The sequence below is a fragment of the Halomonas sp. YLGW01 genome (assembly GCF_014840935.1).
Lineage (GTDB): Bacteria > Pseudomonadota > Gammaproteobacteria > Pseudomonadales > Halomonadaceae > Onishia.
In genome coordinates this window covers 2,943,892-2,968,621 of the sequence record NZ_CP062005.1, presented here as the reverse complement: position 1 = coordinate 2,968,621, position 24,730 = coordinate 2,943,892, and the positions used below count along the sequence as shown (strand labels likewise).

The following is a 24,730-nucleotide window of genomic DNA, read 5'->3' as shown; positions in this document are numbered from 1 at the left end:
TGACCTCCTGTCAATCGGGCCTCGCGGTGATCCACGAGGCCCGTTGCGGTGACGAGTCCTGCCCGTCATTGTCGCGTGACTGCCCTTGGCATCACAACGTCGTGATGCCTTCCTGGCGCGCTGGCGCCGCGAGTTCGAGCGCCCGTGACCGGCGCTTGACTGTCGATGAGCGCGGCCGCGCGGGACACCTGCTACCAACCCGAGTGACTGGTTTTCATCCACCGGTTGCATTGAAGGGAGGTCGGGCTCGGCGTTATAATGGTCGATTAACTTCCCCTCACCACATCCTCCATCTGCCTCAACATTGGGTGTTGCCGATATGTTACGTATGGCGCAAGAAGCTCTTACGTTCGATGACGTATTACTCGTTCCCGGCTACTCGGATGTCCTCCCCAAGGACGTCAGCCTCAAGTCCCGCCTGACCCGCAACCTCGAACTGAACATCCCGCTCTGCTCGTCCGCCATGGATACCGTGACCGAGGCCCGTCTGGCGATCGCCATGGCTCAGGAAGGCGGCATCGGCATCATCCACAAGAGCATGACCATCGCCGGCCAGGCCGCGGAAGTGCGCAAGGTCAAGAAGCACGAGAGCGTGATCGTCAAGGACCCGGTGACCGTCGGCCCCAAGGCCAAGCTCACCGACCTGCTGGCGATGGCCGACGAGTACGGCTACTCCGGCTTCCCGGTGGTCGAGGGTGAGACACTGGTCGGCATCGTCACCGGTCGCGACATGCGCTTCCAGCCGGATCACAGCGACAGCGTCGAGGCGATCATGACGCCTCGCGAGAAGCTGGTCACCGTGCCGGTCGGCACCCCGCTCGAGCAGATCAAGACCAAGCTGCAGGAAAACCGCATCGAGAAGATTCTGGTCGTCGATGATGAGTTCCACCTGCGCGGCCTGGTCACCGTGCGTGACATCGAGAAGGCACGCACCTACCCGAACGCCGCCAAGGACGCCGATGGCCGCCTGCTGGTCGGCGCCGCCGTCGGCACCGGCCCGGAGACTCCGGACCGCATCGCCGCCCTGGCCGAGGCCGGCGTGGATGCCATCGTCGTCGATACCGCCCACGGCCACTCCAAGGGCGTGATCGATCGCGTCGCCTGGGTCAAGGAGCACTTCCCCGAGGTGCAGGTGATCGGCGGCAACATCGCCACCGCCGAGGCGGCCAAGGCGCTGGCCGAGGCCGGCGCGGACGCGGTCAAGGTCGGCATCGGCCCCGGCTCGATCTGCACCACCCGCATCGTCGCCGGTGTCGGCGTGCCGCAGATCAGCGCGGTCGCCAACGTCGCCGAGGCGCTCAAGCCCTACGACATCCCGCTGATCGCCGATGGCGGCGTGCGCTACTCCGGCGACCTGGCCAAGGCCATCGCCGCCGGCGCCAGCTGCGTGATGATCGGTGGCCTCCTGGCCGGCACCGAGGAAGCGCCGGGCGAGGTCGAGCTCTACCAGGGTCGGACCTACAAGGCCTATCGCGGCATGGGTTCCATGGGCGCCATGTCCCAGACTCAGGGCTCGTCTGACCGCTACTTCCAGGACAAGTCCGAGGGCGTCGAGAAGCTGGTGCCGGAAGGCATCGAAGGCCGCGTGCCCTACAAGGGCATGATGAGCGCCATCGTTCACCAGCTGATGGGCGGCCTGCGCGCCTCCATGGGCTACACCGGCTGCCGCACCGTGCTCGAGATGCGCACCAAGCCGGAATTCGTGCAGATCACTGGCGCTGGCTTCAACGAGTCGCACGTCCACGACGTGCAGATCACCAAGGAAGCCCCGAACTATCGGGCCAGCTGATCACAGCATGCGCTAGACGGCGGCGGGGCTCATCCCCGCCGCTTGCTTTTGGACTGGCTTGCGGCCTCACAGAGATGTTTTCTTCATGACCGATATTCACGCCCACAAGATCCTGATCCTCGACTTCGGCTCCCAGTACACCCAGCTGATCGCCCGCCGCGTGCGCGAGATCGGCGTGTACTCCGAGGTACGCGCCTTCGACATCAGCGAAGACGAGATTCGCGAGTACAACCCCAACGGCATCATCCTTGCCGGCGGGCCGGAGTCCGTCACCGAGCTCGACTCGCCCCGCGCGCCCCAGTGCGTGTTCGAGATGGGCCTGCCGGTGCTCGGCATTTGCTACGGCATGCAGACCATGGCCGAGCAGCTCGGCGGCAAGGTGGCCGGCTCCAACAAGCGCGAGTTCGGCTACGCCCAGATTCGCCTGGACGCCGAGACCGCGCTGTTCAAGAACATCTCGGATCACATCGACCACGATAGCGGCAAGCCGCTGCTCGACGTGTGGATGAGCCACGGTGACAAGGTCGCCGAGGTGCCGGACACCTTCACCGTGACCGCCTCCACCCCGAGCTGCCCGATCGCCGCCATGAGCTGGGAAGAGAAGCGCTTCTTCGGCGTGCAGTTCCACCCCGAGGTGACCCACACCCTGCAGGGCCAGCGCATCCTCGAGCACTTCGTGCTGGATATCTGCCAGTCCGAGCGGCTGTGGACCCCGGCCCAGATCATCGAAGACCAGGTCGAGCGCGTGCGTGAGCAGGTCGGCGACCGTCACGTGCTGCTTGGCCTGTCCGGTGGCGTCGATTCCTCCGTGGTCGCGGCCCTGCTGCACAAGGCTATCGGCGACCAGCTGACCTGCGTGTTCGTCGACAACGGCCTGCTGCGCAAGGCGGAAGGCGATCAGGTGATGGAAACCTTCGGCCAGCACATGGGCGTCAAGGTGATCCGCGTCGATGCCGAAGACCTGTTCCTCGGCAAGCTCGAAGGCGTCAACGACCCGGAAGCCAAGCGCAAGATCATCGGCAACACCTTCATCGATGTCTTCGATGCCGAGGCCGCCAAGATCGAGGGCGTCGACTTCCTGGCCCAGGGCACCATCTACCCGGATGTGATCGAGTCCGCCGCTAGCAAGACCGGCAAGGCGCACGTCATCAAGTCGCACCACAACGTCGGTGGCCTGCCCGAGACCATGAAGCTCAAGCTCGTGGAGCCGCTGCGCGAGCTGTTCAAGGACGAAGTGCGCAAGCTCGGCGTCGAGCTCGGCCTGCCCTACGACATGGTCTACCGTCACCCCTTCCCGGGGCCGGGCCTCGGGGTGCGCATCCTCGGCGAAGTGAAGAAGGAGTACGCCGACATCCTGCGCGAGGCGGATGCCATCTTCATCGAAGAGCTGCACAACGCCGGCTGGTACCACAAGACCAGCCAGGCCTTCGCCGTCTTCCTGCCGGTCAAGTCCGTCGGCGTGGTCGGCGACGGTCGCCGCTACGAGTGGGTGATCGCACTGCGCGCCGTGGAGACCATCGACTTCATGACTGCCCGCTGGGCCCACCTGCCCTACGAGCTTCTGGAGAAGGTCTCCAACCGCATCATCAACGAGCTGGAAGGCGTCTCCCGCGTCACCTACGACGTGAGCAGCAAGCCGCCTGCGACCATCGAATGGGAGTGAGGTTCAGCATTTAGCTGCATTCAAAAACCCGCCGGCAGGCGGGTTTTTTTGTAGTGGTTTTTAAAGATTTCTTGAGGTTTTCAGTAGTTGCTTTAACTATCATGGTGATAGGGTGCTTGATTTGCTTTGTTTTTTTTGATATTGATGGCAATATTTTTTAATTTTTTATTCTGGTGATAAATGAAATCGTTGGTGTTTTTTAATAATAAAGGTGGTGTTGGAAAAACAACGCTTTTATGTAACGTTGCTGCATATTTTTCTCAGGAGATGGGGAAAAAAGTATGCATCATTGACTGTGATCCGCAATGCAATGCTTCTCAGTATATATTTAGCGATGAATTTTTAGAAGGTGCTTTGGAGGACCAAAATAAAAATATTGATGGTTTGTTTTTCGACCTTATGGAGGGAGAAGGGCATGCGCAGAGAATGCCTATAACAAGGTCCGCAGCGTTTGGCGTGGATGTAATATGTGGAAGTCCTGCTCTATCGATGGCTGAGGATTTTCTTGCTAAAGAATGGGCTAGCCTAAATACTCCTCGTGGTTTGTCAAGTACGCTGGTTTTTGATAACGCTTTAAAGAAGTTGTCAGATTATGATTTTGTTTTTTTCGATGTTAGTCCTTCTTTAGGCGCTATTAATAGAGCTGTGATTTTGTCTTCAGACTTTTTTATAAGCCCAATGTCGATTGATATATTTTCCCTCAAAGCATTTGAGAACATTAGTCGATGGATGTCTAGTTGGAGAAACGATTGGGAATACGCTGTCAATAGTCCACAGCTGAAATCGAGTAGCGTCTCTGTTTCTAGGGCGAGAACCATTAAAGGTGCTGGTTTTGTAGGGTATGTTTCCCAACAGTATATAGCTAAAAGAGACTCAAGTGGAGAAAGAAGGCCTGTTAAGTCTTATGATGAGATAATAAGACAAATTGATCAGCAGATTGAAGAGCATTTTACAGGGGGGTTAAGGCCACCAGAGCCATTTGAAATTGGCAAGATTCCAAACTTGCATAGTCTTGCCCCAATGTCGCAATCTAGGAGGAAGCCAATATTTTCTCTGACCGGCAGAGATGGAGTTGTCGGTGCTCATTTTGCAAAAGTGAGAGAGGCTAAAGAGATATTTTCTGAGGTTTCTTCAAGCATACTGGAAAGGGTTTCTTGATACCATGCTTTTAGAGGAGTGGCCGCCAAACTTAATTAAAGATATTGCAAGAAGAAGGGCCATATTTGTAATTGGTTCTGGTGTTTCACGACATGCCGTTTCTGCAGACGGAGCAACCAAGCCGCCTGTATGGTCGACATTTCTTCGCAATGCAGTAAAAGACCTCCCTTACAGAGGTGATGTTGATCATATTTACAAAGCTATTGATGCTGGGGACTTGCTGCATGCTTGTGAGTGGCTAAAAGATAGGTTTGATGATGAATGGACTCCTTATCTTAGGTCAAAGTTTATTGATCCTAGATATAAGCCAGGAAGGCTCCATGATCTTATAGCAAGGTTGGATACTCGCATAGTCTTTTCTTTGAATTTCGATGAGATATATGAAAACAAATCCAGGGAAATAAATGAGACGTCACAGTTTGTGAAGAACTATTACGATCCTGATGTTTGTGAGTTCTTACGAGGAGATGCAAGATATATCGTCAAGGTTCATGGCAACCTTTCGTCACCAGCGACCCTTATATTCACGCAAAAGGATTATTCTGAGGCTAGAGTTAGGAATAGCTTGTTCTACACAGCCTTTGATGCTTCTCTGATGACTCATAGTTTTCTTTTTATTGGCTGTGGCTATGGTGATCCAGATGTTAATCTGCTCTTAGAGAATCAGGCTTTTAGCGCTACTTCGGGAGCCATTAGTCCCCACTACTTTCTTACTTCTTCAGAAATTTCTGAGGACTTGAAGAAGTCTTTGAGAAGAAATAGGAACTTGAAGACATTGGCTTATGATAAAGTGGATGCAGATCATAGTGGGCTAGCTAAAGCTTTCGAGGATCTTTTGGTTCAGGTTGAAGAGGCTAGGAATAATTTGGTGGAGAATAATAATTGGTAAGGAGGTTGTTTTAATAGCCAAGTTTTTGGTATCTGCAATGAGGGGCAGACTCTTATTCCTTAGCCGTAATGCTAAAAAACGACAAGCTTCTCCGGCGACCTGACCATGTCGCTGCGCTTCCAGCGCAGCGGCTACACCGAAAGACATGGTGGCAGGAAATTAATCGGGACAGATCCCAATTAATGCACTTCACCGTCGACATAGATGTTGGAGAGTCGCTTGCGAAACCTCGGCTGGCTGCGGGCCACCGGCGGCAAGCGGGTCGCCAGCTCCCATTGGTGACGGCCAGCATGCAATAGCCGAGATGAACATGGTGGTCCGGCTCGAGACGCGCTGCGGAGAGCAAAGGAAAAGGGAGTGAGGGCGCTGCGCTAGTGAAGCTCCAGGTCGCCACCATATTCGAAGCGCCTCGGTTCGCCCGTCATCGGGTCGATGAATTCGAAGCCCTTGGAGAGCAGTTGCAGGGGCCGGGAATAGTCGTCTGGCGAGAGCGGCTGCAGCACCGGGTAGTAGCGGTCATTCAGGATCTGCCAGCCGAGTGACTGCATGTGCACGCGCAGCTGGTGGCGGCGCCCGCTGACGGGGTGTAATTTGAACAGCGCCTGCGTGTCGGTTTGCTGCACGCAGCGAATCACCGAATGGCTGTTGGCGTCGCCCTCGCTGACCCGCATGCGAAAGCGCTGTTCGCTTGGCTCGATGCGATTCTTTACGTCCCACTGCTGACCCACTAATGACTTATCGCCGTCTATCTCGGCGATGGCCTGATAGGTCTTGTGGATATGTCGCGACTTGAACAGCTGATGATACAGCGCGCGGGTCTCGGGGTTGAGGGAGCACAGCACCAGTCCCGCCGTGACTCTATCCAGGCGATGCACCGCCTGCAGCTCCTCGATGCCCGTGCTTTTGCGCAGGCGCTGCTGCAGACACTCGTTCACGTAGCGCCCGCCGGGCGTGACGGGCAGAAAGTGCGGTTTGTAGGCCACCAGAATGTGCTCATCTCGATAGACAGTCTGCTCTGCGAAGGGAATGCTCGGCTCGCTTGCCACTTCGCGGTAATAGAACACGCGTAGATGTGGCTTGAAGGGCGACTGTGGCGTAATCCATGAGCCGTCATCGCGATGCACCTTGCCGGTGGCCATGCGCTCGCGCCATGTCGCCTCACCGATGGCCGGAAACTTGAGCAGCAGGTACTCCAGCACCGTCGACACACCGGGGTTGACCTGAGGCAGGCTCAGCTTCGAAGGGCGTTCGGAAATGGACATGGAATGCATCGCAGGTCGGGAAGGGGCTGGGTGAAAAAGAGGTGAGAAAACCTCACCCTCTAGGCGGTCGCGCTAGTGTAACCGAGAGAGGTATTCGTGTCGGGCTAGGCATGATAGAGCTGAGTGATGCGGCCACTCTGCTGGCAGCGGGGTTCGAGACGATCCTGTTCGAGTCCGGCGAGCAGGCCGGTGCCCGAGGGCAGGTGCTCATATATTCGCCGTGGTACTGGGACGGCGGTCTCAAGTTCCAAGCGCAACGCTATTGAAGGGTACTCGGGCCGGCGACGAACTTCTTGGGCACCTCGGCGTAGACTTCCAGTGGCGTGCGCCATTCCAGTGCCGACGAGGTTACTATCAGGGGCCCTTGCTGCTGCTGGCGGGCACGCTCGCCCTGACACTAGCGCCTACCCTTGCCGTGGCCCATGACCAGGATCATGGGGTCGATCATCTGGCGGGGCTGGATCCGTCATTGTTCATGGATGGCGCCGTTGTCGACGCCAGTATCGTGGACTGCACCCTCTCGGACGCTACCGAGACCCGCTGCCATTCGTTGACGATCGCCGGCCATCCGGTGAATCACGACACAGGCTTTTTTATGTTTCTCTGCTATCGAATGACGCTCATGTGCCATCATTCGCCACTGGCCAACGAGACGCCGCTCGCGCGGCGGCTTGTTTGGACACGGCATTCATCATCAGGCGACGACACATGAGCAACACCCCCTTTCAGGCACTGGCCTGCCCGCTGGACGGCGACGTGCTGCACAGGAGCGGCAACACCTGGCGCTGCGGCGCCGGCCACAGCTTCGACATCGCACGCCAGGGCTATGTGCACCTGCTGCCGGTGCAGAACAAGCGCTCCCAGGATCCGGGCGACAGCAAGGAGATGGTGGCGGCGCGCCAGCGCTTCCTGAATGCTGGCCACTACCGGCCGATCGCCGAGGCCGTGAGCCAGGCCGCGCTGAGTCACGTGGCAAGAGATGTGCCAGGCGATGCGCGTGCCGACACCACACTCAGCTGCCTGGATGCCGGCTGCGGGGAAGGCTACTACCTGCGCGAGCTGGCCAAGGCCTGGGGTGAGACGGCAGGCGAGGAGCAAGCGCTTTCGCTACTGGGTGTGGATATCTCCAAGTGGGCGGTGCTCGCCGCCGCCAGGCAGGGCAAGCAGGCAGGGCAGCCGGCCAGCTGGGTGGTGGGCAGCAACGCCAACCTGCCCGTGCAGCCGAGCACGCTGGACTTAGTGCTGTGTATGTTCGGTTTTCCCGTCTACCCCGAGTTCGCCAGGGTGCTGAAGCCCGGCGGCGTGCTGCTGATGGTCGAGGCGGGGCAGGATCATCTGCGGGAACTGCGCGAGATCATCTATCCCAGCCTCAAGCCCGAGCGCACGGCGGAGCCCCAAGCGCCCGAGGGGTTCAAGCCCCTGAGCACCGACACCCTTCGCTACTCGCTGGAGCTTGAGGGCGCCGAGCCCATCGCCGACCTCCTGGCCATGACTCCACACTTGTACCGCGCCAGCGCCGAGGGCCGGGAGAAGGCGGCGGCGCTGGAATCGCTGACCGTTACCGTGGACGTGCGGCTGACGCGCCTTGCATGCGATGGGGCGGGGTGGCTAGAAGCGATGAGCGGGAAGACCGCTCCCGCTTGAACGGCGAGGCCTTCCTCCAACTGGTGAGACCCGCACGTGGCAGGAAGCCTCACACGCAATGGTCTCCAGGTCATGGCTCGCCAGGCCATGGGCAGGTTCATGCCGACCTGACTAAGCTTCAGCAACGTCCTCGGTGAACAAGGCCGGCCGAGTGACTGGCGCCGGTTGGCAAGGTGCGTCGGGGCCTGTGGCTGCTGGCCCCTGCGATCGCGGCGCCCCGCTGCTCGACATGAGAACCTCCCATGATACGACCCTGTGTGGCGGTATCGATGCTGGTGATGACCCTGAGCCCCGCGTCTGGCGCCGAGAATGGCTGCCCCGATCTTTCGGGAGACTATGGCTTCTTCGGTACCTGGGAACAGCAGAGCTTCGAGGGAGGCCAGTCCGAATCCATAGCCGCCTATATCGCCGCCCATCCTGAGCCGCGGCTGGACAGGTCTGCGTTCGCCATTTTTGCACGGGATGTCGTGAATCCTCGTATTGCCGTGTTGCGGCACGACCTCGCAACCGGTGACGTGGAGCTCGATGTCATCGGTGATGCGGTGCGACCGCGCGGAGAGATCTCTGGGCCTTTACTGCCCGTGAGCCTGCCGATGATCTGCAACGGCGCCGAATGGGTCAGGGAGCGCGTCGCGTCGGGCGGAGGGGAGAACACGCTATCCGAGCAACGCGAGTGGATCCTGCTGTGGGTCGAGTCGAATGGGGATCTCCTGGCGCAGGGGCATTCGGAAACCACCATGGGCTGGATCTTCAAGAGAAGGATCCTGTCGGACTGGCTCGCCAGGTTTCGACGCACTGACCAAGACGCGAGGGAATGAGCGTCAGTCAAGGCAACGCTGGCGCGCTTATCGAAGGGGCTAGCGGCCTGACCGGCTTCCGCTGCGCTTTGAGCTTGAGACCGCCGTGCCCCGGCGGGGGCAGGGCGCCCCTGGGGCCCCTCTACGCCATGGCGGGATGTGAGGTCGCGGGGGCGGCGCTGACCTCGCTCGCCCTCACCGTGGACGTGCGGCTGACACGGCTGGTGCGCATTGGCGAGGGCATGGGCGAGGGCGTTGGCGAGAGCTGAGGTAACCCCCGACATGCAACTTTTGCACGCGATCCTGTGTCACAGCTTGATAGCAGGCTAAGTGCCCCCACATAGGGTGGCAGCATAATCTGTCACCCGCGATCAGGAGAGCGTGATGAGCCAAGGCAACGCGTACGTCCCCCCGAAGGTCTGGACCTGGGAAAAGGCCAGCGGCGGCAAGTTCGCCAGCGTCAACCGCCCGATTGCCGGGCCGACCCATGACAAGGCGCTGCCGGTCGGCAAGCACCCCTTCCAGCTCTATTCGATGGGCACACCCAACGGCGTGAAGGTCACGGTGATGTTCGAGGAGCTGCTTGAGCTTGGCTACAAGGATGCCGAGTACGATGCCTGGCTGATCCGTATCGGCGAGGGCGATCAGTTCGGCAGCGGCTTCGTGGAGGCGAACCCGAACTCCAAGATCCCGGCGCTGCTGGATCACAGCACCACCCCCGCGACCCGGGTCTTCGAGTCCGGCGCCATTCTTTTGTATCTCGCCGAGCGCTTCGGCGAATTCCTGCCGGGCAGCCTGGCTGGTCGCACCGAGACCCTGAACTGGCTGTTCTGGCAGATGGGCAGCGCGCCCTTCCTGGGCGGCGGCTTCGGTCACTTCTATGCCTATGCGCCGGAGAAGCTCGAGTACCCGATCGACCGCTACGCCATGGAAACCAAGCGCCAGCTCGACGTGCTGGACCGTCGTCTGGCGGAGTCCGAGTATCTGGCGGGAGATACCTACACCATCGCCGATATCGCCAACTGGGCCTGGTACGGCCAGCTGGTGCTGGGCCGGCTGTATGACGCCGCCGACTTCCTGCAGGTGCAGGAGTACACCCATGTGCTGCGCTGGGCGAAGCAGATCGACGCGCGCCCGGCGGTCACTCGCGGGCGGATGGTCAACCGCACCTTCGGTGAGCCCGAGATGCAGCTGCTCGAGCGCCACGACGCCAGCGACTTCGAGCTGAAGACGCAGGACAAGCTCGAACCCCAGGGCTGACGATCCCGTTGTCGTCGGCGGCGATGAGCACGCCGGCGTCACGATCGTGTTGTCACTACCCAGCGCCCATGAGGACTCTCTCGTGGGCGCTGTCGTGTGGGGGGCCTGGCTTCCCGTCGCGCTTTCGTAGCTCTCCGTCGTCTGGGCAGGGGAGCCGACCACCGCGACCATCTCTGTCAATCACCACCCGTGATCGGGTGGCATGGCCGCCCGGCGGCCATGCGCATCATGCACGTCGCGCCATGAAGAAGAACACCATCAAGGGAGAAACATCATGAAGGGAGCAACACCATGAAATCGCTACTGCGCCGCTACCTGGAAGCGCCGCTGATTCTGCGCGTCAGCATCGCGCTGGTGCTGGGCGTGGTCGTGGGCCTGCTGGGCGGACAGCAGGCCGCGAACTGGCTGGCCCCCATTGGTGAGCTACTGCTGCGGCTGCTGAAGTTCCTGATCGTGCCGATCGTGCTATTTACCCTGATGGTCGGCATCAATCAGGCACCGCTGGGCCGCACCGGGCGCATGGGGGGCAAGCTGCTGGGCTACTATGCGCTGACCTCGGCGCTGGCGATCGTGGTCGGCCTCGCGGTGGCGACCGTCTTCGCGCCGGGCAGCGGCATGACGCTGGATAACAACGCCGAGATCAGTGTGCCCGACAACCCGGGCATCGCCAGCGTGCTCCTGAATATCGTGCCGGACAATATCGTCGCGGCGTTCGTCGAGGGTAACCTGCTGGGGATCATCTTCACGGCGGTGGTGTTCGGGATCGCGCTGCTGAAGCTCAGGGGCTCCGACAGCCATGGCGAGCTCGGCGAGCGGTTATACGGCGTGATCGAGGCGCTTAACGAGGTGACGCTCAAGGTCATGGCCGGTGTGCTGCACTATGTGCCGATCGGCGTGTTCGCGATCGTCGCCAAGACGGTGGGCGAGCAGGGAATGGCGACCCTGCTGTCGCTGGGGGACATGGTCGCGGTGCTCTATATCGCGCTGGCCGCCCAGGTGATCGTCTATGCGCTGCTGATGAAACTGTTCGGCGTGCGGTTGGGGGCCTTCTTCCGCGAGGCGCGGACCCCGATGGCGACGGCCTTCGCGACCCAGAGCAGCTCGGGCACGCTGCCGCTGACGCTGAATGCGGCGCGCCGCCTGGGGCTCTCGCGCAGCCTGTACGGCTTCAGCCTGCCGCTGGGGGCGACCATCAACATGGATGGCGCGGCGATCCGCATCGCCATCTCCGCGGTCTTCGCGGCCAACGTGATCGGGGCGCCGCTGGACCTGGCCAGCATGATCGAGATCGTGCTGATCGGCACCCTGATCTCGATCGGCACAGCCGGGGGGCCCGGCGCTGGCATCGTGATGATCGCGACGGTCTTCGCTCAGGTGGGGCTGCCGATCGAGACGGTGGCGCTGCTGGCCTCCATCGACGCGCTGGTCGGCATGGGCTGTACCGCGCTCAACGTCACCGGCGACCTGGTCGGCACCTCGATCATCTCCCGCACGGAAGGAAAGGAGGCCGCCCGGCCCGAGACGGTCACCGCCCCGGCGGCCTGAACGATTCCTGCCCAGCGCGGGCGGACGGTCACGCGTACCGTCGACGCGCCGGAGGCGCCTCTTGCGCGATCCTGTCGTCGATGCACGGCCCCGCCCTGGCGGGGCCGTTTTTTTTGCGGTGAGGAACGGGCGGCTTCCACTACGCTGTGAAGGGACCCTGGCGGCAGGGGCAGGCGCACGGCAGGGAGAGAATCGGCCGGTCGTGCATCGCCGAGGCGATGGAGCGCTGAGGTGCTGGGGTGATGGAAAGAGAAGAGAGGAGCGTGCGGGTGAATGACATTCTGATCGGCAAGGGAGAGCGTCCCGTGCGCCTGCTGGGGCGATACGGCAACCGGCACGGCATGATTGCCGGCGCGACCGGCACCGGCAAGACCGTCTCGTTGCTGGTGCTGGCCGAGGGCTTCTCGCGCATGGGCGTGCCGGTCGTCATGGCCGATGTGAAGGGCGATGTGGCGGGGCTCGCCGAGGCCGGCGTGGCGAGTGACCGGCTCCGTGAGCGGGCCGCCGAGATCGGCCTCGAGGGCTATGACAATGAGGCCAACCCGGTGGTGTTCTGGGATCTCTTCGGCAAGCTGGGTCACCCGGTGCGCACCACGGTGAGCGAGATGGGGCCGAGTCTGCTGGTGCATGTGCTGGAGCTCAACGACACCCAGGCCGGGGTGCTGGAGATCGCCTTCACCCTGGCCGATGATGAGGGGCTGTTGCTGCTCGATCTGGATGACCTGCGTGCGGTGCTGGGGTTCGTGGCCGAGAACCGCACGGAGATCTCGGCACGCTACGGGCTGGTGAGCACGGCGTCGATCGCCGCCATCCAGCGCGCCCTGCTGCGCTTCGAGCGCGAGGGCGGGGCGCAGCTATTCGGCGAGCCGGCGCTGGAGCTTGCTGATTTCATGCGTACCGACATGACCGGTCGGGGCATCATCAATATCCTGGCCGCCGACCGGTTGATCCTCGCCCCGCGGCTCTATTCGGGCTTTCTGCTGTGGCTGTTGTCCGAGCTATTCGAGACCCTGCCCGAGGTGGGCGACGCCGATACGCCGCGGCTGGTGTTCTTCTTCGACGAGGCTCATCTGCTGTTCGACGATGCGCCGCCGGCGCTACGTCAGCGGGTGGAGCAGGTGGTGCGACTGATCCGCTCCAAGGGTGTGGGCGTGTACTTCTGCTCGCAGTTCCCCGATGACGTGCCCGGCGAAATACTGGGCCAGCTTGCCAACCGGGTGCAGCATGCGCTACGGGCCTTTACCCCCCGCGACCAGAAGGCGGTGAAGGCTGCGGCGGAGACCTTCGCGATCAACCCGAGACTCGATGTGGAACAGGCGATCTCGACGCTGGGCGTAGGGGAGGCGCTGGTCTCCACGCTGCAGGACAGGGGCGTGCCCATGCCGGTGGAACGCACCCTCGTCTGCCCACCGCGCTGTCGCATGGGGACGCTCAGCGATGAGGAACGCGCCAGGGTGCGGGCCAGGAGCCCGATCGGTGAGCGTTACGATACCCCCATCAACCGGGAGTCGGCCCACGAGATACTCGCCCGGCGGGCCGCCGAGAAGCTGGCCGCGGCCCCTCCAGACGAGGCGCCGACCCCGACCGAGGCCTCGACCCGGGCAGCGGACGCCCCCGCCAGCAAGGGACGGCTCGGCGAGCTGTTGTGGGGAAGCGGCCGTCGCCAGGGCATGGCCGAGGCCATGGTCAAGTCGGCGGCGCGCTCGGTGGGCAGTCAGCTGGGGCGGCAGATCCTGCGCGGGCTGCTGGGGGGCATCCTCGGCGGCTCACGCCGTCGCTGAGAAGCCCGGTATGGGGGCGTTGTACGGCAGGGCTACTGCCAGCCCATCCGCCAGCTGGTGTCATCCCTGAGTGCCTGCCAGGGCAGGGTGAACTGTCGGCGGGTGAGCACGGCCTCCAGCACCACCTGCACGACCTTCTCTTCCTCGTCGCGCACAAGCTTGATCGCCAGGAAATGCTTCTCCTTGTGCTTGGGCGCCACGGCGGTCCACTTGCTGTGATGAAGCTTCTCGGGATTGATGGCATGCATCGGGGGCTCCTCGGCCGGGCGCGGCCTCATGCTGGCTGTTCGCTGGCCCCCGCCGCGGGGGCCAGCGATGCGGCGGGCAGGTGCGGGGTCAGGCGGCCGATCTGGTGGAGGTCGTGCAGGTAGAGATCGAGTTTCGCGATCAGGTGCGTGATCAGGATCAGGCCGTAGATCGCGAGCATCAGGATCGATTCATCCTGCATCCAGACGGCGGGAACGTCGTAGCCGATGGAGTAGACGCTCAGGCCGCCCAGGAAGAGGGCCAGCAGGCAGTTGATGATGATGAGCGACAGCAGGGCGCCTCGAATATCCCTGGTGGGCGGGGCGGTGGTCACCCCCAACGGGTGACGGATGCGGATCCCGGCGTTGCAGTGAATGCGGTGCTTACGGCGCAGCAGCGGCTCGACGTTGGGCAGGGCCTGATCCTTGGCAGTGTCGGTTCGGGAGTTATCGCTTAGGGAGTCGCTGCTCCGGGAGAAGGCCGCCAGGGCCACCCGAGGATCGAAGGCATCGCCGAAGAAGGCCTTCACGCCCCGCAGGAAATCCGTCGCGTCGCCGGTGGCCTCATAGGCCCTCGCCTGGTGTGCCAGGTCCTCGATCGCGTCTTTCCCGGCGCGGCTGCGCCGTTCCTCGTCGCCGAAGTTCTGATGATGGTAGATGTCATACAGCTGATAGACCGCCATGGAAACGCCGGCATAGATCAGGAAATAGACCAGGATGCTAAGCACGTCATTGGGCTCCTTGTGCGTTGTCTCTCTGTGATGTCGAGAAGAGGCCTTGAGGCGGGAATGTTGCGTCTCGGGTTGCGCTGAATCAACTGCCAGGGCCCTGCATGCGCGCATTTACCGCACCTTCACCGAACCTTCTGGAGGAGCGGGATCTGTCGCCTATGGTGATGGCGCCGAGGCGCGGGTTGACCATCTGGCTGGCTGGACGTCCTACCCGTGACTGATTTTGCTCAGCCTCCGGTCCTGTATCGGTGTCTGGCGGTGGAGCCCGATCACGTGCTCGGCTTGACTGGAAGGGTAGGGCACGGCTCGCCACGGCATGTCAGGTGGCGTTGGCTTGGCCCTCGTGAGTCGTCTCTCCCGGCAAGCCATGCCGGATGTGAGCACAATCAGAGAGGGCAGCGCGATGAGAGCATCGAGAATCGGACGCCTTGCCAAGGAGCGGTGCGTCGTCAGCCAGTGGAACAAGCGGGAGCGCGATGGCGGCCAGTGGATGCCGGGCGGGGGCCTGCTGCTTCTGGCGTTGGCCGCCGCGGGCCCGGTCCAGGCGGAGTCGGCCCCGTTGGAGGACGCCTTGAGCGCGACCTGGCCGGGCATGGTCGAGGGCGCCACGGTGGTGGATTGGGAAGGCAAGGTCCTCAAGGAGGGCAGCAACGGCTTCACCTGCATGCCGACGCCACCGATGCTGACGGGCAACGCGCCGATGTGCCTGGACGAGACCTGGCTTGACTGGGCCAAGGCCTGGCAGGCCAAGGAACCCTACAACGCCGAGACGCTGGGCATCGCCTACATGCTGGCGGGAGACGAAGGGGCCAGCAACATCGACCCCTATGCCGAGGGGCCCAGCGAGGACAATGAGTGGATCAAGGAGGGACCGCACCTGATGCTGATCGGGCCGCCGGCGCTGCTCGAGAGTTTCCCCACCGACCCCGATAACGGCGGGCCTTACCTGATGTGGAAGGGCACCGACTATCAGCACCTGATGATTCCGGTCGGGGCGCGATAGCGGGCACGGGCGAGAAGGATCGAGCGAGGAGGGGTGCGATGAATCCCAGGAGCATGGCGGCACTGATGGTGCTGCAACTGTTGCTGGCCGGGGGCAGCGAGTCGGTTCCCGCGGCTACCAGTGTGCAGTCCCAGGGCAGCAGCGCGGTGGTGTCGAGCCTGCGGTCGGGCGCGGGCAGCGTGGTGGAGGCGGCGGTGTCGGGGCGCAACGCGGTGATCGAGGTCAACGGTGACCATGTCGAGCTCGCGGACGGGCGACTGACCCTGAACGGTACGCCCTATGGCCGCGTGGATGAGCGTTCGACGGTGATCTATCGCCTGGAAGATGGCGAGCGGTCTCTGCGGGTCGACGGTCGTATTCGCCAGCCCATGGGAGACCGCTCACCGGCCGCGACGACGGGGCAGTAGCCAGTGGTGCTTGCGCCGCGGGTGTGGCCGTTCCAGCAGCAGCGAGTGCTCGGTCGCTTGATGTGGCACGCTCGGGACTCGTCGCGGGCATTCGGCGGCCATCACGCGGCGGATGCGTTCCTCGGGCGACGGATGGCTGCTCAGCCAGCCCATCCAGGTCGGCGGTTGGCGGCCAAACAGGCTGCTGAGCCAGGCGCCCTGTTGACGCTCGATCACCGTCAGGGCCGAGGCCAGCGCCTCGGGATCGCCGGTGATGGTGACGGCCTCGAGGTCCGCCTGATATTCCCTGTTACGTGACAGGGCCAGCTGCAGCAGGGTGCTGGCAGAGGGAGAGATGGCGACGCCCAGCAGCAGGAGCCAGGGCAGCCTGACCTCGCCGGACAGAATCAGCGGCAGCATCAGCAGCAGGGTGAGTTGTGCGATGGTGGCCAGCCACACGGTGAGCCGGGTCATGGCGGCGGCCATCGACATCACACGGGTGTCGCCGTGCTGCAGGTGAGTGACTTCATGGGCCAGCACTCCGGCCAATTGGCGCAGGCTGAGGGCGTTCAGCAGTCCATCGGTGACGGCGATGGCCCCATCGTGGCGGTCGCCCACGGCGAAGGCGTTGAGAGCCGGCGAGTGGGCATAGTAGAGCTGCGGGGCCATCTGCAGGCCGGCGCGCCGATAGAGCTCGTCCAGCACCCGATAGAGCCTGGGCGCCTGATGGCGATGCAAGAGCCCGGCCCCGGCATTGGCGAGGATCAGTCGTGCCGGCATCCAGCGGCTCAGGTAGGCGGTCAACGCCGCCATCGCCAGGCTGACCAGGATGCCGCCGCTGCCGGCCAGCAGATAGCCGGGCAGCGCCAGCACCAGCGCCAGGCCGGCAAGGATCAGTAGCGTCTGGGTGCTGTTCAACAGCCGGCTCAGCCGGCGCGGCCCGGGGGACGACATGGTCTCACCTCGCAGAAGCACTCTCGATACCCATCTGGTACACGGCCTTTCACTGACGTAACCATATGCGCTGGCACGCGACCTGGCCACGAAATGAAAACACCCCATCCAGCGAGGCCGGATGGGGTGTCGTGGCGATATATCTTGAAGCGTTGCAATCTCTGCTCTCTTACTGCGTTCTTGCCTTGGCGACGGAGCCAAGGGGCAGCGTTTGCTCTCGCCACCTCTTTCCCTCAGTGGGGGGTGTTTTCTTCGAAGAGCTCCGCCTTGGCGTCACGCATAACATCTTCGCAGGCGGCCTGATGCGCCAGCTGGGTGAGCAGGCTCTGCGTCACTTCGAAGCCCTTGCCGAGGCAGACATCAACCTCTTCCTGGCTGACCCGAGGGGTCACGTCGTAGTCAATCTGGATCGTTCTTCCACCGCCATCCAACCGGTCGGCAAGCGCCCTGATGCTCCAGGCGATGCGCTCCTTCAGGCTGGCTGTATCTTCCGCGCCTTCGTTTACGCTAAACGTGCACTGCCATTCAGGTCGATATACCTTCATGCGAACCTCCGTGCTGGCTTGGTAAGAATGATCGATCGTGATGCTTACTCCGCTTTCTAGGACGATGTTGCGCCATCAGCATACAGGGTTTTGGTGGGCGATACAGGGGGATAGCGTGTGCCGATGGAAAAGGGTGCCGAATGGCAAGCGCTCGGCGGTAAGTGAGTGCTCTCTCTTGTGCTCCGCTTCCCAGGCGTTCGGCGAGGCCTCTATCGTGACGAGTGGCGCCGAGCGTTGAATGGATCACGGGTTTCGGCGCCTGGGGCGCGTCGTGCCGCGGGCGGCTCCCGGCAGGTCTGCTATGTTGCGGACAGGGCAGGAGAAAGGCGCCGGTCGCCGAATGTGCCCAAGGTCTGGTCAGGGAAAGCAGAGCAGGGCTTGCAGGCCAGATTCATCAGATCAGAGAGATCAGGAGGTGCTTCATGAAGGCTCCGGTTCGTGTGGCGGTCACGGGGGCGGCGGGACAGGTCGGTTACAGCCTGGTGTTTTCCATTGCCGCCGGGGACATGCTGGGGGGCGATCAGCCCGTCATCCTGCAGTTGCTCGATATCCCCGATGCCCTGCCGGTGCTCGAGGGCGTGGCCATGGAGCTCGAGGACGCGGCCTTTCCGCTGCTCGCCGGCGTCACCCTCCATGACAGCGCCGAGGCGGCCTTCGACAGCGTTCACTACGCGCTGCTGGTCGGCGCCAAGCCCCGAGGCCCCGGCATGGAGCGTGGGGATCTGCTGGAAGACAACGCGGCGATCTTCGTTGCTCAGGGACAGGCCCTCGACGCGGTCGCCGACCGCGACGTGCGGGTGCTGGTGGTCGGCAACCCGGCCAACACCAATGCCCTGATCGCCCAACGCAATGCGCCACACCTGGCGGCCCACCAGTTCTCGGCGATGACGCGGCTCGATCACAACCGTGCGCTGGCGCAGCTGGCGCGCCAGACCGGCGAGGGGGTGGCGAGGATTCGCCGCCTGACCATCTGGGGCAACCACTCCGCGACCCTGTATGCCGATCTCGACCATGCTCAAGTGGGTGACCGGGCGGCAACCGAGCTGGTGACGGCGGACTGGCGCCGGGCCACCTTCGAGCCCGCGGTGCAGCAGCGCGGCGGCGCGGTGATCAAGGCCCGGGGCAAGTCCAGTGCCGGGTCGGCGGCGCGGGCGATCGTCTCCCATATGCATGATTGGGTGCTGGGAACACCGCCCGAGGACTGGGCGAGCATGTCGGTGCTTTCCGATGGCAGTTATGGCATCGCCGAGGGTATCTACTACTCCTTCCCCTGTCGCTGCACGGCGGGGCGCCATGAGATCGTGCAGGGGCTCGAGATCAACGAGGCCTCCCTCAAGCGTCTCAAGGCCACCGAGCAGGAGCTGCTCGACGAGCGAAGCGTGGTGGCACACCTGCTGCCGTAACTTCGTAAGTCATTCTGTCTGGGCTAGGCGTTCTGAGCTAGTCGTTCCGGGCGGGCGGTGGGTCGGCGGCTTCGGTGCCCTCGAGCGGCGCGATGGTGGGGGAGATCACGTCCATGTAGTTGCGGATGTGGCGCACATAATGCACCGGCTCATAGCCTCGGGCATAACCGTAGCGTGTCTGCGGGTAATAGCGTTTGTCGGCCTTGAGCGGCAGCACTTCCTTCATGTCCTCCCAGGAGTCCGGGTCCTTGCCTAGCCGGCGAGCCAGTTGGCGGGCGTCCAGCAGGTGGCCGCGGCCGATGTTGTAGCTGGCCAGCGCCAGGTAGGTGCGGTCCGGTTCGGGAATCTCTTCGGGCAACCGGGCATGGCGGTCGGCCAGATAGCGGGCGCCGCCGTCGATGGCCTGCGCCGGGTCGAGGCGGTTGCTCACGCCAAGCGACGCGGCGGTGTTGCGGGTCAGCATCATGATGCCGCGTACCCCGGTGGGCGAGACGGCGCCGGGGTCCCAGTGGGACTCCTGATAGGACAGGGCAGCCAAGAGGTCGGCCGGCATGCCGGTGTCCCGTTCGGCCTCGAGGAAATAGTCGAGGAAGTTGGGCAGGCGGTTGTCGATGCGTCGGTTTAGGGCGCGCAGGTCGACGAAGTCGAACTCCCCGATATAGGAATAATAGCGCGCCTCCATCGCCTCGATGGAGGCCTGCCCCGCCTCGCTTGCCATCCACTCCCGGGCCTTGGTGGCCAGCGCCTCCTGACCCTCCGGCAGATACCAGCCCAGGCGGCTGCCGGCGGTCAGGTTCATGGCGATCTCCAGGTGAGGGAAATGGCGCCGCACCACCTTGACGATGTTGGAATCGGCCACGGTGCAGTCCAGGCTCCGGTTGGCCACCGCCTCCAGCAGCACCTCGGTGCTTCGCGGGTCCTCTTCGAAGCGAATGCCGGTGTGCTCGTTGACCAGCGAAGTGAGCTGCTGCGAGTAGCTGGAGGCCGCGGTGACCCGGATCTCCACCTCGGTCAGGTCCTCGATCCGGCGGGGCAGGGGGCGTAGCTCCCGGTGGCAGACCAGTTGCTCGACGATCTCGGTATGCGCGGGCCCTTGAGTGAAACGTTGATCCCGAGCGGTCAGGTGGGTCAGCCCGGCCGCGGCCAGGTGTACCTCGCCGGCCTCGAGCGCTTTGATGACCTCGGCGGTGGAATCGAAGAGCGACCACTCGACCGTCCAGTTCTGCGCATCGGCGAAGCGGCGGACCAGGTCATGCTCGGGGCCGGCGGGGGTCTCGTGGCGGTCGTAATAGTAGGTGGTGGCACCGTTGCGGGTGGCCACCTTGAGGGTGCCGGTCTCCGCGGGCGGTGGGGCCGAGGGCTCGCCACAGCCCGCGAGCACGATTGAGGCCACGATGGACAAGGCGGCGAGGGACAGGACGGCGCGAGATGGGGTGGCGAGAGACGGGACGAGTGCGCGTCGACGTCGGGTGCGGCACATCTGGCGGGGCGTCTTGCAAGGCATGGGGCGCAGCTCCTTGACCACAGGCGCGAGGCCGCCAGGCCACGCCGCCAGGAAGGGTGTCATGTCCTCAGCCTAACAGCCTGCGGCGTCGACGCCGTCAACGCCTCCGCAGTCACGCTCCGAGACCATGCGGCTGGCACTGGGCATCAAGGCGCAAAGGGCCCGCGCGGCGCTGCCGCGCGGGCCCTCGTCATGCCTGGCTCGAGCACGGCGGCTCGGGGCGGGCTCAGAGGTCGATTTCGAGCCCCAGGTAGGCGCCGTCGCTTTCCCAGTCGGTGCCATTGAGCTCCATTTCTTCGCTCTGGTAGCCGATGGCCACGGTCGCGGATACCGCGATCAGGTCGACCAGATCGTATGTCAGGCCGGCGCGGCGACGGTCGTGCTCGACGCTGTCGTTATCCAGGCCCCGCTTGAGTTCCGCCTCGATGCCCAGCGAGCTGATCGGCAGGCCGATGCTGGCGCGACCGATGGCGTAGACGTTATCGGACTCGTCGATGCCGTCGTTATCGAGTGTCCAGCGCTCGGCGCCGAGGCCGGCATCGAACTGAACGTCGAGCAAGTCGACGAGCTCGTAGTAGAGCTCGGCATTGACGCTCTCGCCGTCTCCCGGGAAGTCCTGGTTCTTGCGCTCGGCGCCCACGGCGATGTTGGGAATCAGCGGCACCGGATGCTCCAGACGCAGGGCCAGGTCGCCCTGGAAACCGCTGGAACTGCCCTGGTGGTTGTCCTCCCAGCTCTGCTGTGAGGCGTTGACGCGGGCGGTCAGGCCCAGTACGTCGGCCTGGGCGGTGATGGCGGTGACGGTGGTGGCGACCAGTGTGGCCCCCAGGAGGCCGGCTCGGGCAAGTTGGCTCACGATAGTTCCCTGCGTGATGGATGAAACGGTGTGCCTCGAAGGAGGCGCCGGGGCGCGGCATGCGGTGTCGGCCCCTCGGGGCGGCCATGATAGCGGAGCCGTCCGGGCGGGAGTCGTCGAGTAAGGCCGCTCATGTGCCGCCATTTCGGCTCTTTTCCGCTTCCGGGGCGATGGGTGGGGAGTGCTGCCCTCTGCCGTCGCCGTCGGTCATCGTGTAATATGCTTCTTTACGCAATTGCCCGGCATCTTGACGCTATCTTGTGGGTTTTTATGCTAATTGTTCATATTAGTAGTCGAGTTGTCGGCGGCGAGACAGATGGGCGTCAGGGCTCAAGGAGGCATGACATGGCGAGGAAGCGCCGCTGGCGGGGGAGAGTGCCGGCCCTGCTGGTGCTGACGGGGCTGCAGCCTTTCATGGTCGAGGCTCATGAAGCGTCCCACGATGGCCCCGCTCATGGCGAGGCCTCCTCCTACTACCTGCAGGTCGATGACTACCTGCGCCATCACCCCGGGCAGCGTGAGCTGATGGCGCAGCTCGCCGAGCGGGTGCAGGCCGCGCCGGTGCCGATCCCGAATCCGCCCGAGCGAGCGGTGCGCATCGCCACGGTCTACCCCGGGCATCAGGCCTCGGGCTACTGGCGGCGCAGCGGCCTGGCCCTGGCGCGTCGCCTGGAACAGCTCGAGATTCCCTTCGAGCTCAAGACGTTCTTCTCGCGTCCCGGCGTGGAGGTCGGCCTGCAGGGGCAGCAGCTCGCCGAGGCCCTGGCCTGGGCGCCGGACTACCTGGCCTTCACCCTGGACGTGGCGCCTCATGGCCGGATGATCGAGCGTATCCTGGCGCAGCATCGAACGCGCCTGATCCTGCAGAACATCACCACCCCGCTCAAGCACTGGCAGAACGCGCCGCCCTTCCTGTATGTCGGCTTCGATCACGTCCAGGGGACTCGACTGCTCGCCGAACGCATGTTCGAAATGATCGACTATCATGGCAAGTATCTGATGCTCTACTTCGCGCGGGGCTACGTCAGCGAGATGCGTGGCGGTACCTTCGAAGCGGCCGCCGCCCAGTATCCGGGGATCGAGCAGGTCGGCGCCTTCTTCACCGATGGCGATGCCCTCAAGGCCTACCGGGCCACGCGCCACACCCTCGCGGATCACCCCGATCTCGAGATGATCTTCGCCAGTTCCACCGATATCGCCCTAGGGGCCCTGCGCGCGCTGCGCGAGGCGGGGCGCCTGGATGTGCTCATCAATGGCTGGGGCGGCGGCAAGGCCGAACTGGCGGCGTATCGACAGGGAGAGCTCGACCTGACCGTCATGCGCATGAACGACGACAACGGCATCGCCATGGCCGAGGCGATCAAGCTGGATCTGATGCAGAAAGCCAATCGTGTGCCGCAGATCTTCGCCGGCCAGATCGTGCTGGTCGATGATCGGGTCTCGCCCGATGCCTTGGCACGCCTCCAGCATCGAGCGTTCCGGCTTAGCGACCCCGGTGGCGATGCCGCTCCAGGAGACACCGAATGACGACCTGGCGCTTCTCGCGGCTCCTTCTGTTGCTGGTGCTGGTGATGCTGGCGGGGGTGTCGCTGACCCTGCTCACCACCGCCTACCTGGGGGCGGAAAAGGCGCTGCAGCAGGAAATCGAGCTGGCCCATGAGCGCGACCAGCGCATGCTCGACAGCATCGTCGACAGCCACTTTCGCAATATTCGTCAGTACAGCGAGGAAATCAGCCAGTCCCTGCCCGTGCAACGGGCCCTTAGCCGCGGGGACGGCGCCCGGCTCGATGACGCCATGCAGGGGGTGATGCGGGACAGCTATTCCCAGTACATCGATGCCATGGTGATCGAACACGATGGCCGGTTTCATGTGGCGCCCAATGTCAGCCTGCTGAACCTGGAGCTGCCCCTCGAAGCCCTCAGCGGCTCGCGGTCGCGGCTGGGCGACTGGGTCACGGTCGATACCGAGGTGCGGGGCAAGCGCTACAGCCTGCTGCGCCTGACGCTGCCGGTGGTCGAGCCCGGTCTCGGCGAAGTGGTCGGCCGGCTGCACACCTTCGTGCTGCTCAACGACAACTTCTGGATCCTGAACGAGTTGCAGTCACTGTTCGGGGCGCGGGCGATCGCGCTGAGCCACGAAGGTAGCGTCCTCGATTCGCTGCAAAGCGGCGCCCATCCCTGGGAAGGCCTCGAGGCGTTGAAGGCCTCGGAGGCGCCGGTGCGCGTCGGGCCCCAGGGGGTGCTGCGCTCGCATGTCCTCAAGGTGGGAGACAGCGCGCCCTATCGGGTCTATACGGCGCTGCCCAGCGACAGCCACTTTGCCCTGCGCGATACCTATATCGCCAACCTGGGGTTTGCCACCCTGATGGTGGCGATGGTCGCCGCACTGTTGATGCTGGTGATCAATCGCATCACCGCCAGTGCACTGGGGAACCTGACCCGCTATGCGGAGCAGGCGCCGGATGGCGGCATGCCCAGGCCCTTTCAGGGCAGCCAGTTCGAGGAGTTCACCCGGGTCGGGCGGGCCTTCGAGCAGGTGCTGCATCGCATTCACGAGCGGGACAAGTACCTGGCCGGCATCATCGACCACTCGCCGGACCTGATCTTTCTCAAGGATCTGGATCACAGCTACCGTTTGGTCAATCGGCGTTATGCCGAGGTCCTGAACACGACAGCGGAGCAGCTGGATGGGCGCCCCATGTGGGACGTGCTCGATCAGGACGTCATGGAGAAGGCGCTGGCGATGGACCGTGAGGTGCTACGCACCGGTAAGCCGGTCAGGTACAAGCTGGCGCTCGACACCCTCTCGGGAAAGCGGCGCTTCCTGTTCAGCAAGTTCCCGATCATCGACGATGACGGCGTGCCCTACCTGATCGGTGGTATCGCCACCGATGTCACCGACATGGAGCAGGCGGAGGAAGAGCTGGAGCTGGCCAGGGAAGTGCTCGCGGCGACCCCTGATGCGGCCATCGTGCTCGACGAGCAGCAGCGGGTGCTGATCGCCAATCGCGCCTTCGTCGAGATGAGCGGCTTCCCTCACGAGCAGGCGAGCTCGGCCATGCGACTGTTCCTGATGGCACATCCGGGCCTGCTCGAGAGCCTGACCCGAGAAGAACACTGGGAGCAGGCCTGCGAGTTCGAGCGGCGTGATGGCGGGCTGGAGCGGGTGGCGGTCACCGTCCATGCCCTCAGGCGTGATGGTCGGCAGCGCCATGTGATCCTGTTCCGCGAGATCGACCAACCCACGAGGCCAGCACCGGGAAGGGAAGGTGGAGAAGGGCGGGAGAGGGGCGAGTGAGAAAAGCGAGCGCCGG

23 protein-coding genes are annotated in these 24,730 nt (G+C 63.4%); 16 read left to right on the top strand and 7 right to left on the bottom strand.

Features of this window, described 5'->3' with window-relative positions:
* Nucleotides 1-319 precede the first annotated feature (319 nt).
* From guaB to IEJ03_RS13600, 4 genes are all read left to right on the top strand, one after another.
* Nucleotides 320-1,789, top strand: a complete 1,470-nt coding sequence (guaB, locus tag IEJ03_RS13615) for an IMP dehydrogenase (RefSeq protein WP_192035358.1) — start codon at nucleotides 320-322, stop codon at nucleotides 1,787-1,789.
* 85 nt (nucleotides 1,790-1,874) lie between these two features.
* Nucleotides 1,875-3,452: a glutamine-hydrolyzing GMP synthase gene (guaA, locus tag IEJ03_RS13610; RefSeq protein ID WP_192035357.1), complete on the top strand. Its 1,578-nt coding sequence runs from the start codon at nucleotides 1,875-1,877 to the stop codon at nucleotides 3,450-3,452.
* Nucleotides 3,453-3,632: 180 nt separating this feature from the next.
* Nucleotides 3,633-4,610, top strand: coding sequence for an AAA family ATPase (locus tag IEJ03_RS13605; protein WP_192035356.1), 978 nt, complete (start codon nucleotides 3,633-3,635; stop codon nucleotides 4,608-4,610).
* A gap of 4 nt (nucleotides 4,611-4,614) precedes the next feature.
* Nucleotides 4,615-5,499, top strand: a complete 885-nt coding sequence (locus IEJ03_RS13600; protein ID WP_192035355.1) for an SIR2 family protein — start codon at nucleotides 4,615-4,617, stop codon at nucleotides 5,497-5,499.
* A gap of 371 nt (nucleotides 5,500-5,870) precedes the next feature.
* Here the strand turns inward: IEJ03_RS13600 and IEJ03_RS13595 are convergent, their stop codons facing one another.
* Nucleotides 5,871-6,761, bottom strand: coding sequence for a pseudouridine synthase (locus tag IEJ03_RS13595; protein WP_192035354.1), 891 nt, complete (start codon nucleotides 6,759-6,761; stop codon nucleotides 5,871-5,873).
* Nucleotides 6,762-6,871: 110 nt separating this feature from the next.
* Here IEJ03_RS13595 and IEJ03_RS13590 point away from each other — a divergent pair, with 110 nt between their 5' ends.
* From IEJ03_RS13590 to IEJ03_RS13560, 7 genes are all read left to right on the top strand, one after another.
* Entirely contained in the window at nucleotides 6,872-7,027 is a 156-nt protein-coding gene (locus tag IEJ03_RS13590; RefSeq protein WP_192035353.1) for a hypothetical protein, read from the top strand.
* A gap of 98 nt (nucleotides 7,028-7,125) precedes the next feature.
* Entirely contained in the window at nucleotides 7,126-7,473 is a 348-nt protein-coding gene (locus tag IEJ03_RS13585; RefSeq protein ID WP_192035352.1) for a hypothetical protein, read from the top strand.
* Complete coding sequence (locus IEJ03_RS13580; RefSeq protein WP_192035351.1) at nucleotides 7,470-8,405, top strand: putative RNA methyltransferase; 936 nt, start codon at nucleotides 7,470-7,472, stop codon at nucleotides 8,403-8,405. The genes IEJ03_RS13585 and IEJ03_RS13580 overlap by 4 nt, the downstream gene beginning before the upstream one ends.
* A 242-nt stretch (nucleotides 8,406-8,647) precedes the next feature.
* On the top strand, nucleotides 8,648-9,223 hold the full coding sequence (locus IEJ03_RS13575) for a hypothetical protein (protein WP_207116425.1): 576 nt from the start codon (nucleotides 8,648-8,650) through the stop codon (nucleotides 9,221-9,223).
* A 363-nt stretch (nucleotides 9,224-9,586) separates the two neighbouring features.
* Nucleotides 9,587-10,462 (top strand): glutathione-dependent disulfide-bond oxidoreductase, encoded by an 876-nt coding sequence (gene yghU, locus IEJ03_RS13570; RefSeq protein ID WP_192035349.1) that lies wholly within the window; start codon nucleotides 9,587-9,589, stop codon nucleotides 10,460-10,462.
* A gap of 291 nt (nucleotides 10,463-10,753) precedes the next feature.
* A complete protein-coding gene (locus IEJ03_RS13565; protein WP_192035348.1) occupies nucleotides 10,754-12,007 on the top strand; it encodes a dicarboxylate/amino acid:cation symporter in 1,254 nt (417 codons plus the stop codon).
* 269 nt (nucleotides 12,008-12,276) lie between these two features.
* Nucleotides 12,277-13,788: a helicase HerA-like domain-containing protein gene (locus IEJ03_RS13560; RefSeq protein ID WP_192035347.1), complete on the top strand. Its 1,512-nt coding sequence runs from the start codon at nucleotides 12,277-12,279 to the stop codon at nucleotides 13,786-13,788.
* A 32-nt stretch (nucleotides 13,789-13,820) separates the two neighbouring features.
* Here the strand turns inward: IEJ03_RS13560 and IEJ03_RS13555 are convergent, their stop codons facing one another.
* Nucleotides 13,821-14,036 carry a TIGR02450 family Trp-rich protein gene (locus IEJ03_RS13555; protein ID WP_192035346.1) on the bottom strand — a complete coding sequence of 72 codons (216 nt, stop codon included), beginning with the start codon at nucleotides 14,034-14,036 and terminating at the stop codon, nucleotides 13,821-13,823.
* 26 nt (nucleotides 14,037-14,062) lie between these two features.
* Nucleotides 14,063-14,761: a hypothetical protein gene (locus tag IEJ03_RS13550; RefSeq protein WP_192035345.1), complete on the bottom strand. Its 699-nt coding sequence runs from the start codon at nucleotides 14,759-14,761 to the stop codon at nucleotides 14,063-14,065.
* Between the two features lie 406 nt (nucleotides 14,762-15,167).
* Here IEJ03_RS13550 and IEJ03_RS13545 point away from each other — a divergent pair, with 406 nt between their 5' ends.
* Together IEJ03_RS13545 and IEJ03_RS13540 are read left to right on the top strand one after the other, a co-directional pair.
* Nucleotides 15,168-15,767: a hypothetical protein gene (locus IEJ03_RS13545; RefSeq protein WP_192035344.1), complete on the top strand. Its 600-nt coding sequence runs from the start codon at nucleotides 15,168-15,170 to the stop codon at nucleotides 15,765-15,767.
* Between the two features lie 38 nt (nucleotides 15,768-15,805).
* On the top strand, nucleotides 15,806-16,174 hold the full coding sequence (locus IEJ03_RS13540; protein WP_192035343.1) for a hypothetical protein: 369 nt from the start codon (nucleotides 15,806-15,808) through the stop codon (nucleotides 16,172-16,174).
* Here the strand turns inward: IEJ03_RS13540 and IEJ03_RS13535 are convergent.
* Nucleotides 16,148-17,107 carry a zinc metalloprotease HtpX gene (locus IEJ03_RS13535; RefSeq protein ID WP_192035342.1) on the bottom strand — a complete coding sequence of 320 codons (960 nt, stop codon included), beginning with the start codon at nucleotides 17,105-17,107 and terminating at the stop codon, nucleotides 16,148-16,150. The two genes, IEJ03_RS13540 and IEJ03_RS13535, sit on opposite strands and share 27 nt — an antisense overlap.
* Before the next feature lie 233 nt (nucleotides 17,108-17,340).
* Nucleotides 17,341-17,652 (bottom strand): hypothetical protein, encoded by a 312-nt coding sequence (locus IEJ03_RS13530; protein WP_192035341.1) that lies wholly within the window; start codon nucleotides 17,650-17,652, stop codon nucleotides 17,341-17,343.
* A 422-nt stretch (nucleotides 17,653-18,074) separates the two neighbouring features.
* Between IEJ03_RS13530 and IEJ03_RS13525 the strand changes: the two genes are divergently transcribed.
* Nucleotides 18,075-19,055, top strand: a complete 981-nt coding sequence (locus IEJ03_RS13525; protein WP_192035340.1) for a malate dehydrogenase — start codon at nucleotides 18,075-18,077, stop codon at nucleotides 19,053-19,055.
* Nucleotides 19,056-19,092: 37 nt separating this feature from the next.
* Here the strand turns inward: IEJ03_RS13525 and mltF are convergent, their stop codons facing one another.
* Together mltF and IEJ03_RS13515 are read right to left on the bottom strand one after the other, a co-directional pair.
* Nucleotides 19,093-20,559 (bottom strand): membrane-bound lytic murein transglycosylase MltF, encoded by a 1,467-nt coding sequence (gene mltF / locus IEJ03_RS13520; RefSeq protein WP_242457981.1) that lies wholly within the window; start codon nucleotides 20,557-20,559, stop codon nucleotides 19,093-19,095.
* Between the two features lie 226 nt (nucleotides 20,560-20,785).
* The gene (locus IEJ03_RS13515; protein WP_192035339.1) at nucleotides 20,786-21,415 is read right to left on the bottom strand and encodes a hypothetical protein; all 630 of its coding nucleotides are present in this window, start codon (nucleotides 21,413-21,415) and stop codon (nucleotides 20,786-20,788) included.
* Nucleotides 21,416-21,760: 345 nt separating this feature from the next.
* Here IEJ03_RS13515 and IEJ03_RS13510 point away from each other — a divergent pair, with 345 nt between their 5' ends.
* A complete protein-coding gene (locus IEJ03_RS13510) occupies nucleotides 21,761-22,942 on the top strand; it encodes a substrate-binding domain-containing protein (protein WP_192035338.1) in 1,182 nt (393 codons plus the stop codon).
* A complete protein-coding gene (locus IEJ03_RS13505; protein WP_192035337.1) occupies nucleotides 22,939-24,714 on the top strand; it encodes a PAS domain-containing protein in 1,776 nt (591 codons plus the stop codon). Before IEJ03_RS13510 ends, IEJ03_RS13505 begins: the two co-directional genes overlap by 4 nt.
* The last annotated feature ends 16 nt before the right edge of the window (nucleotides 24,715-24,730 follow it).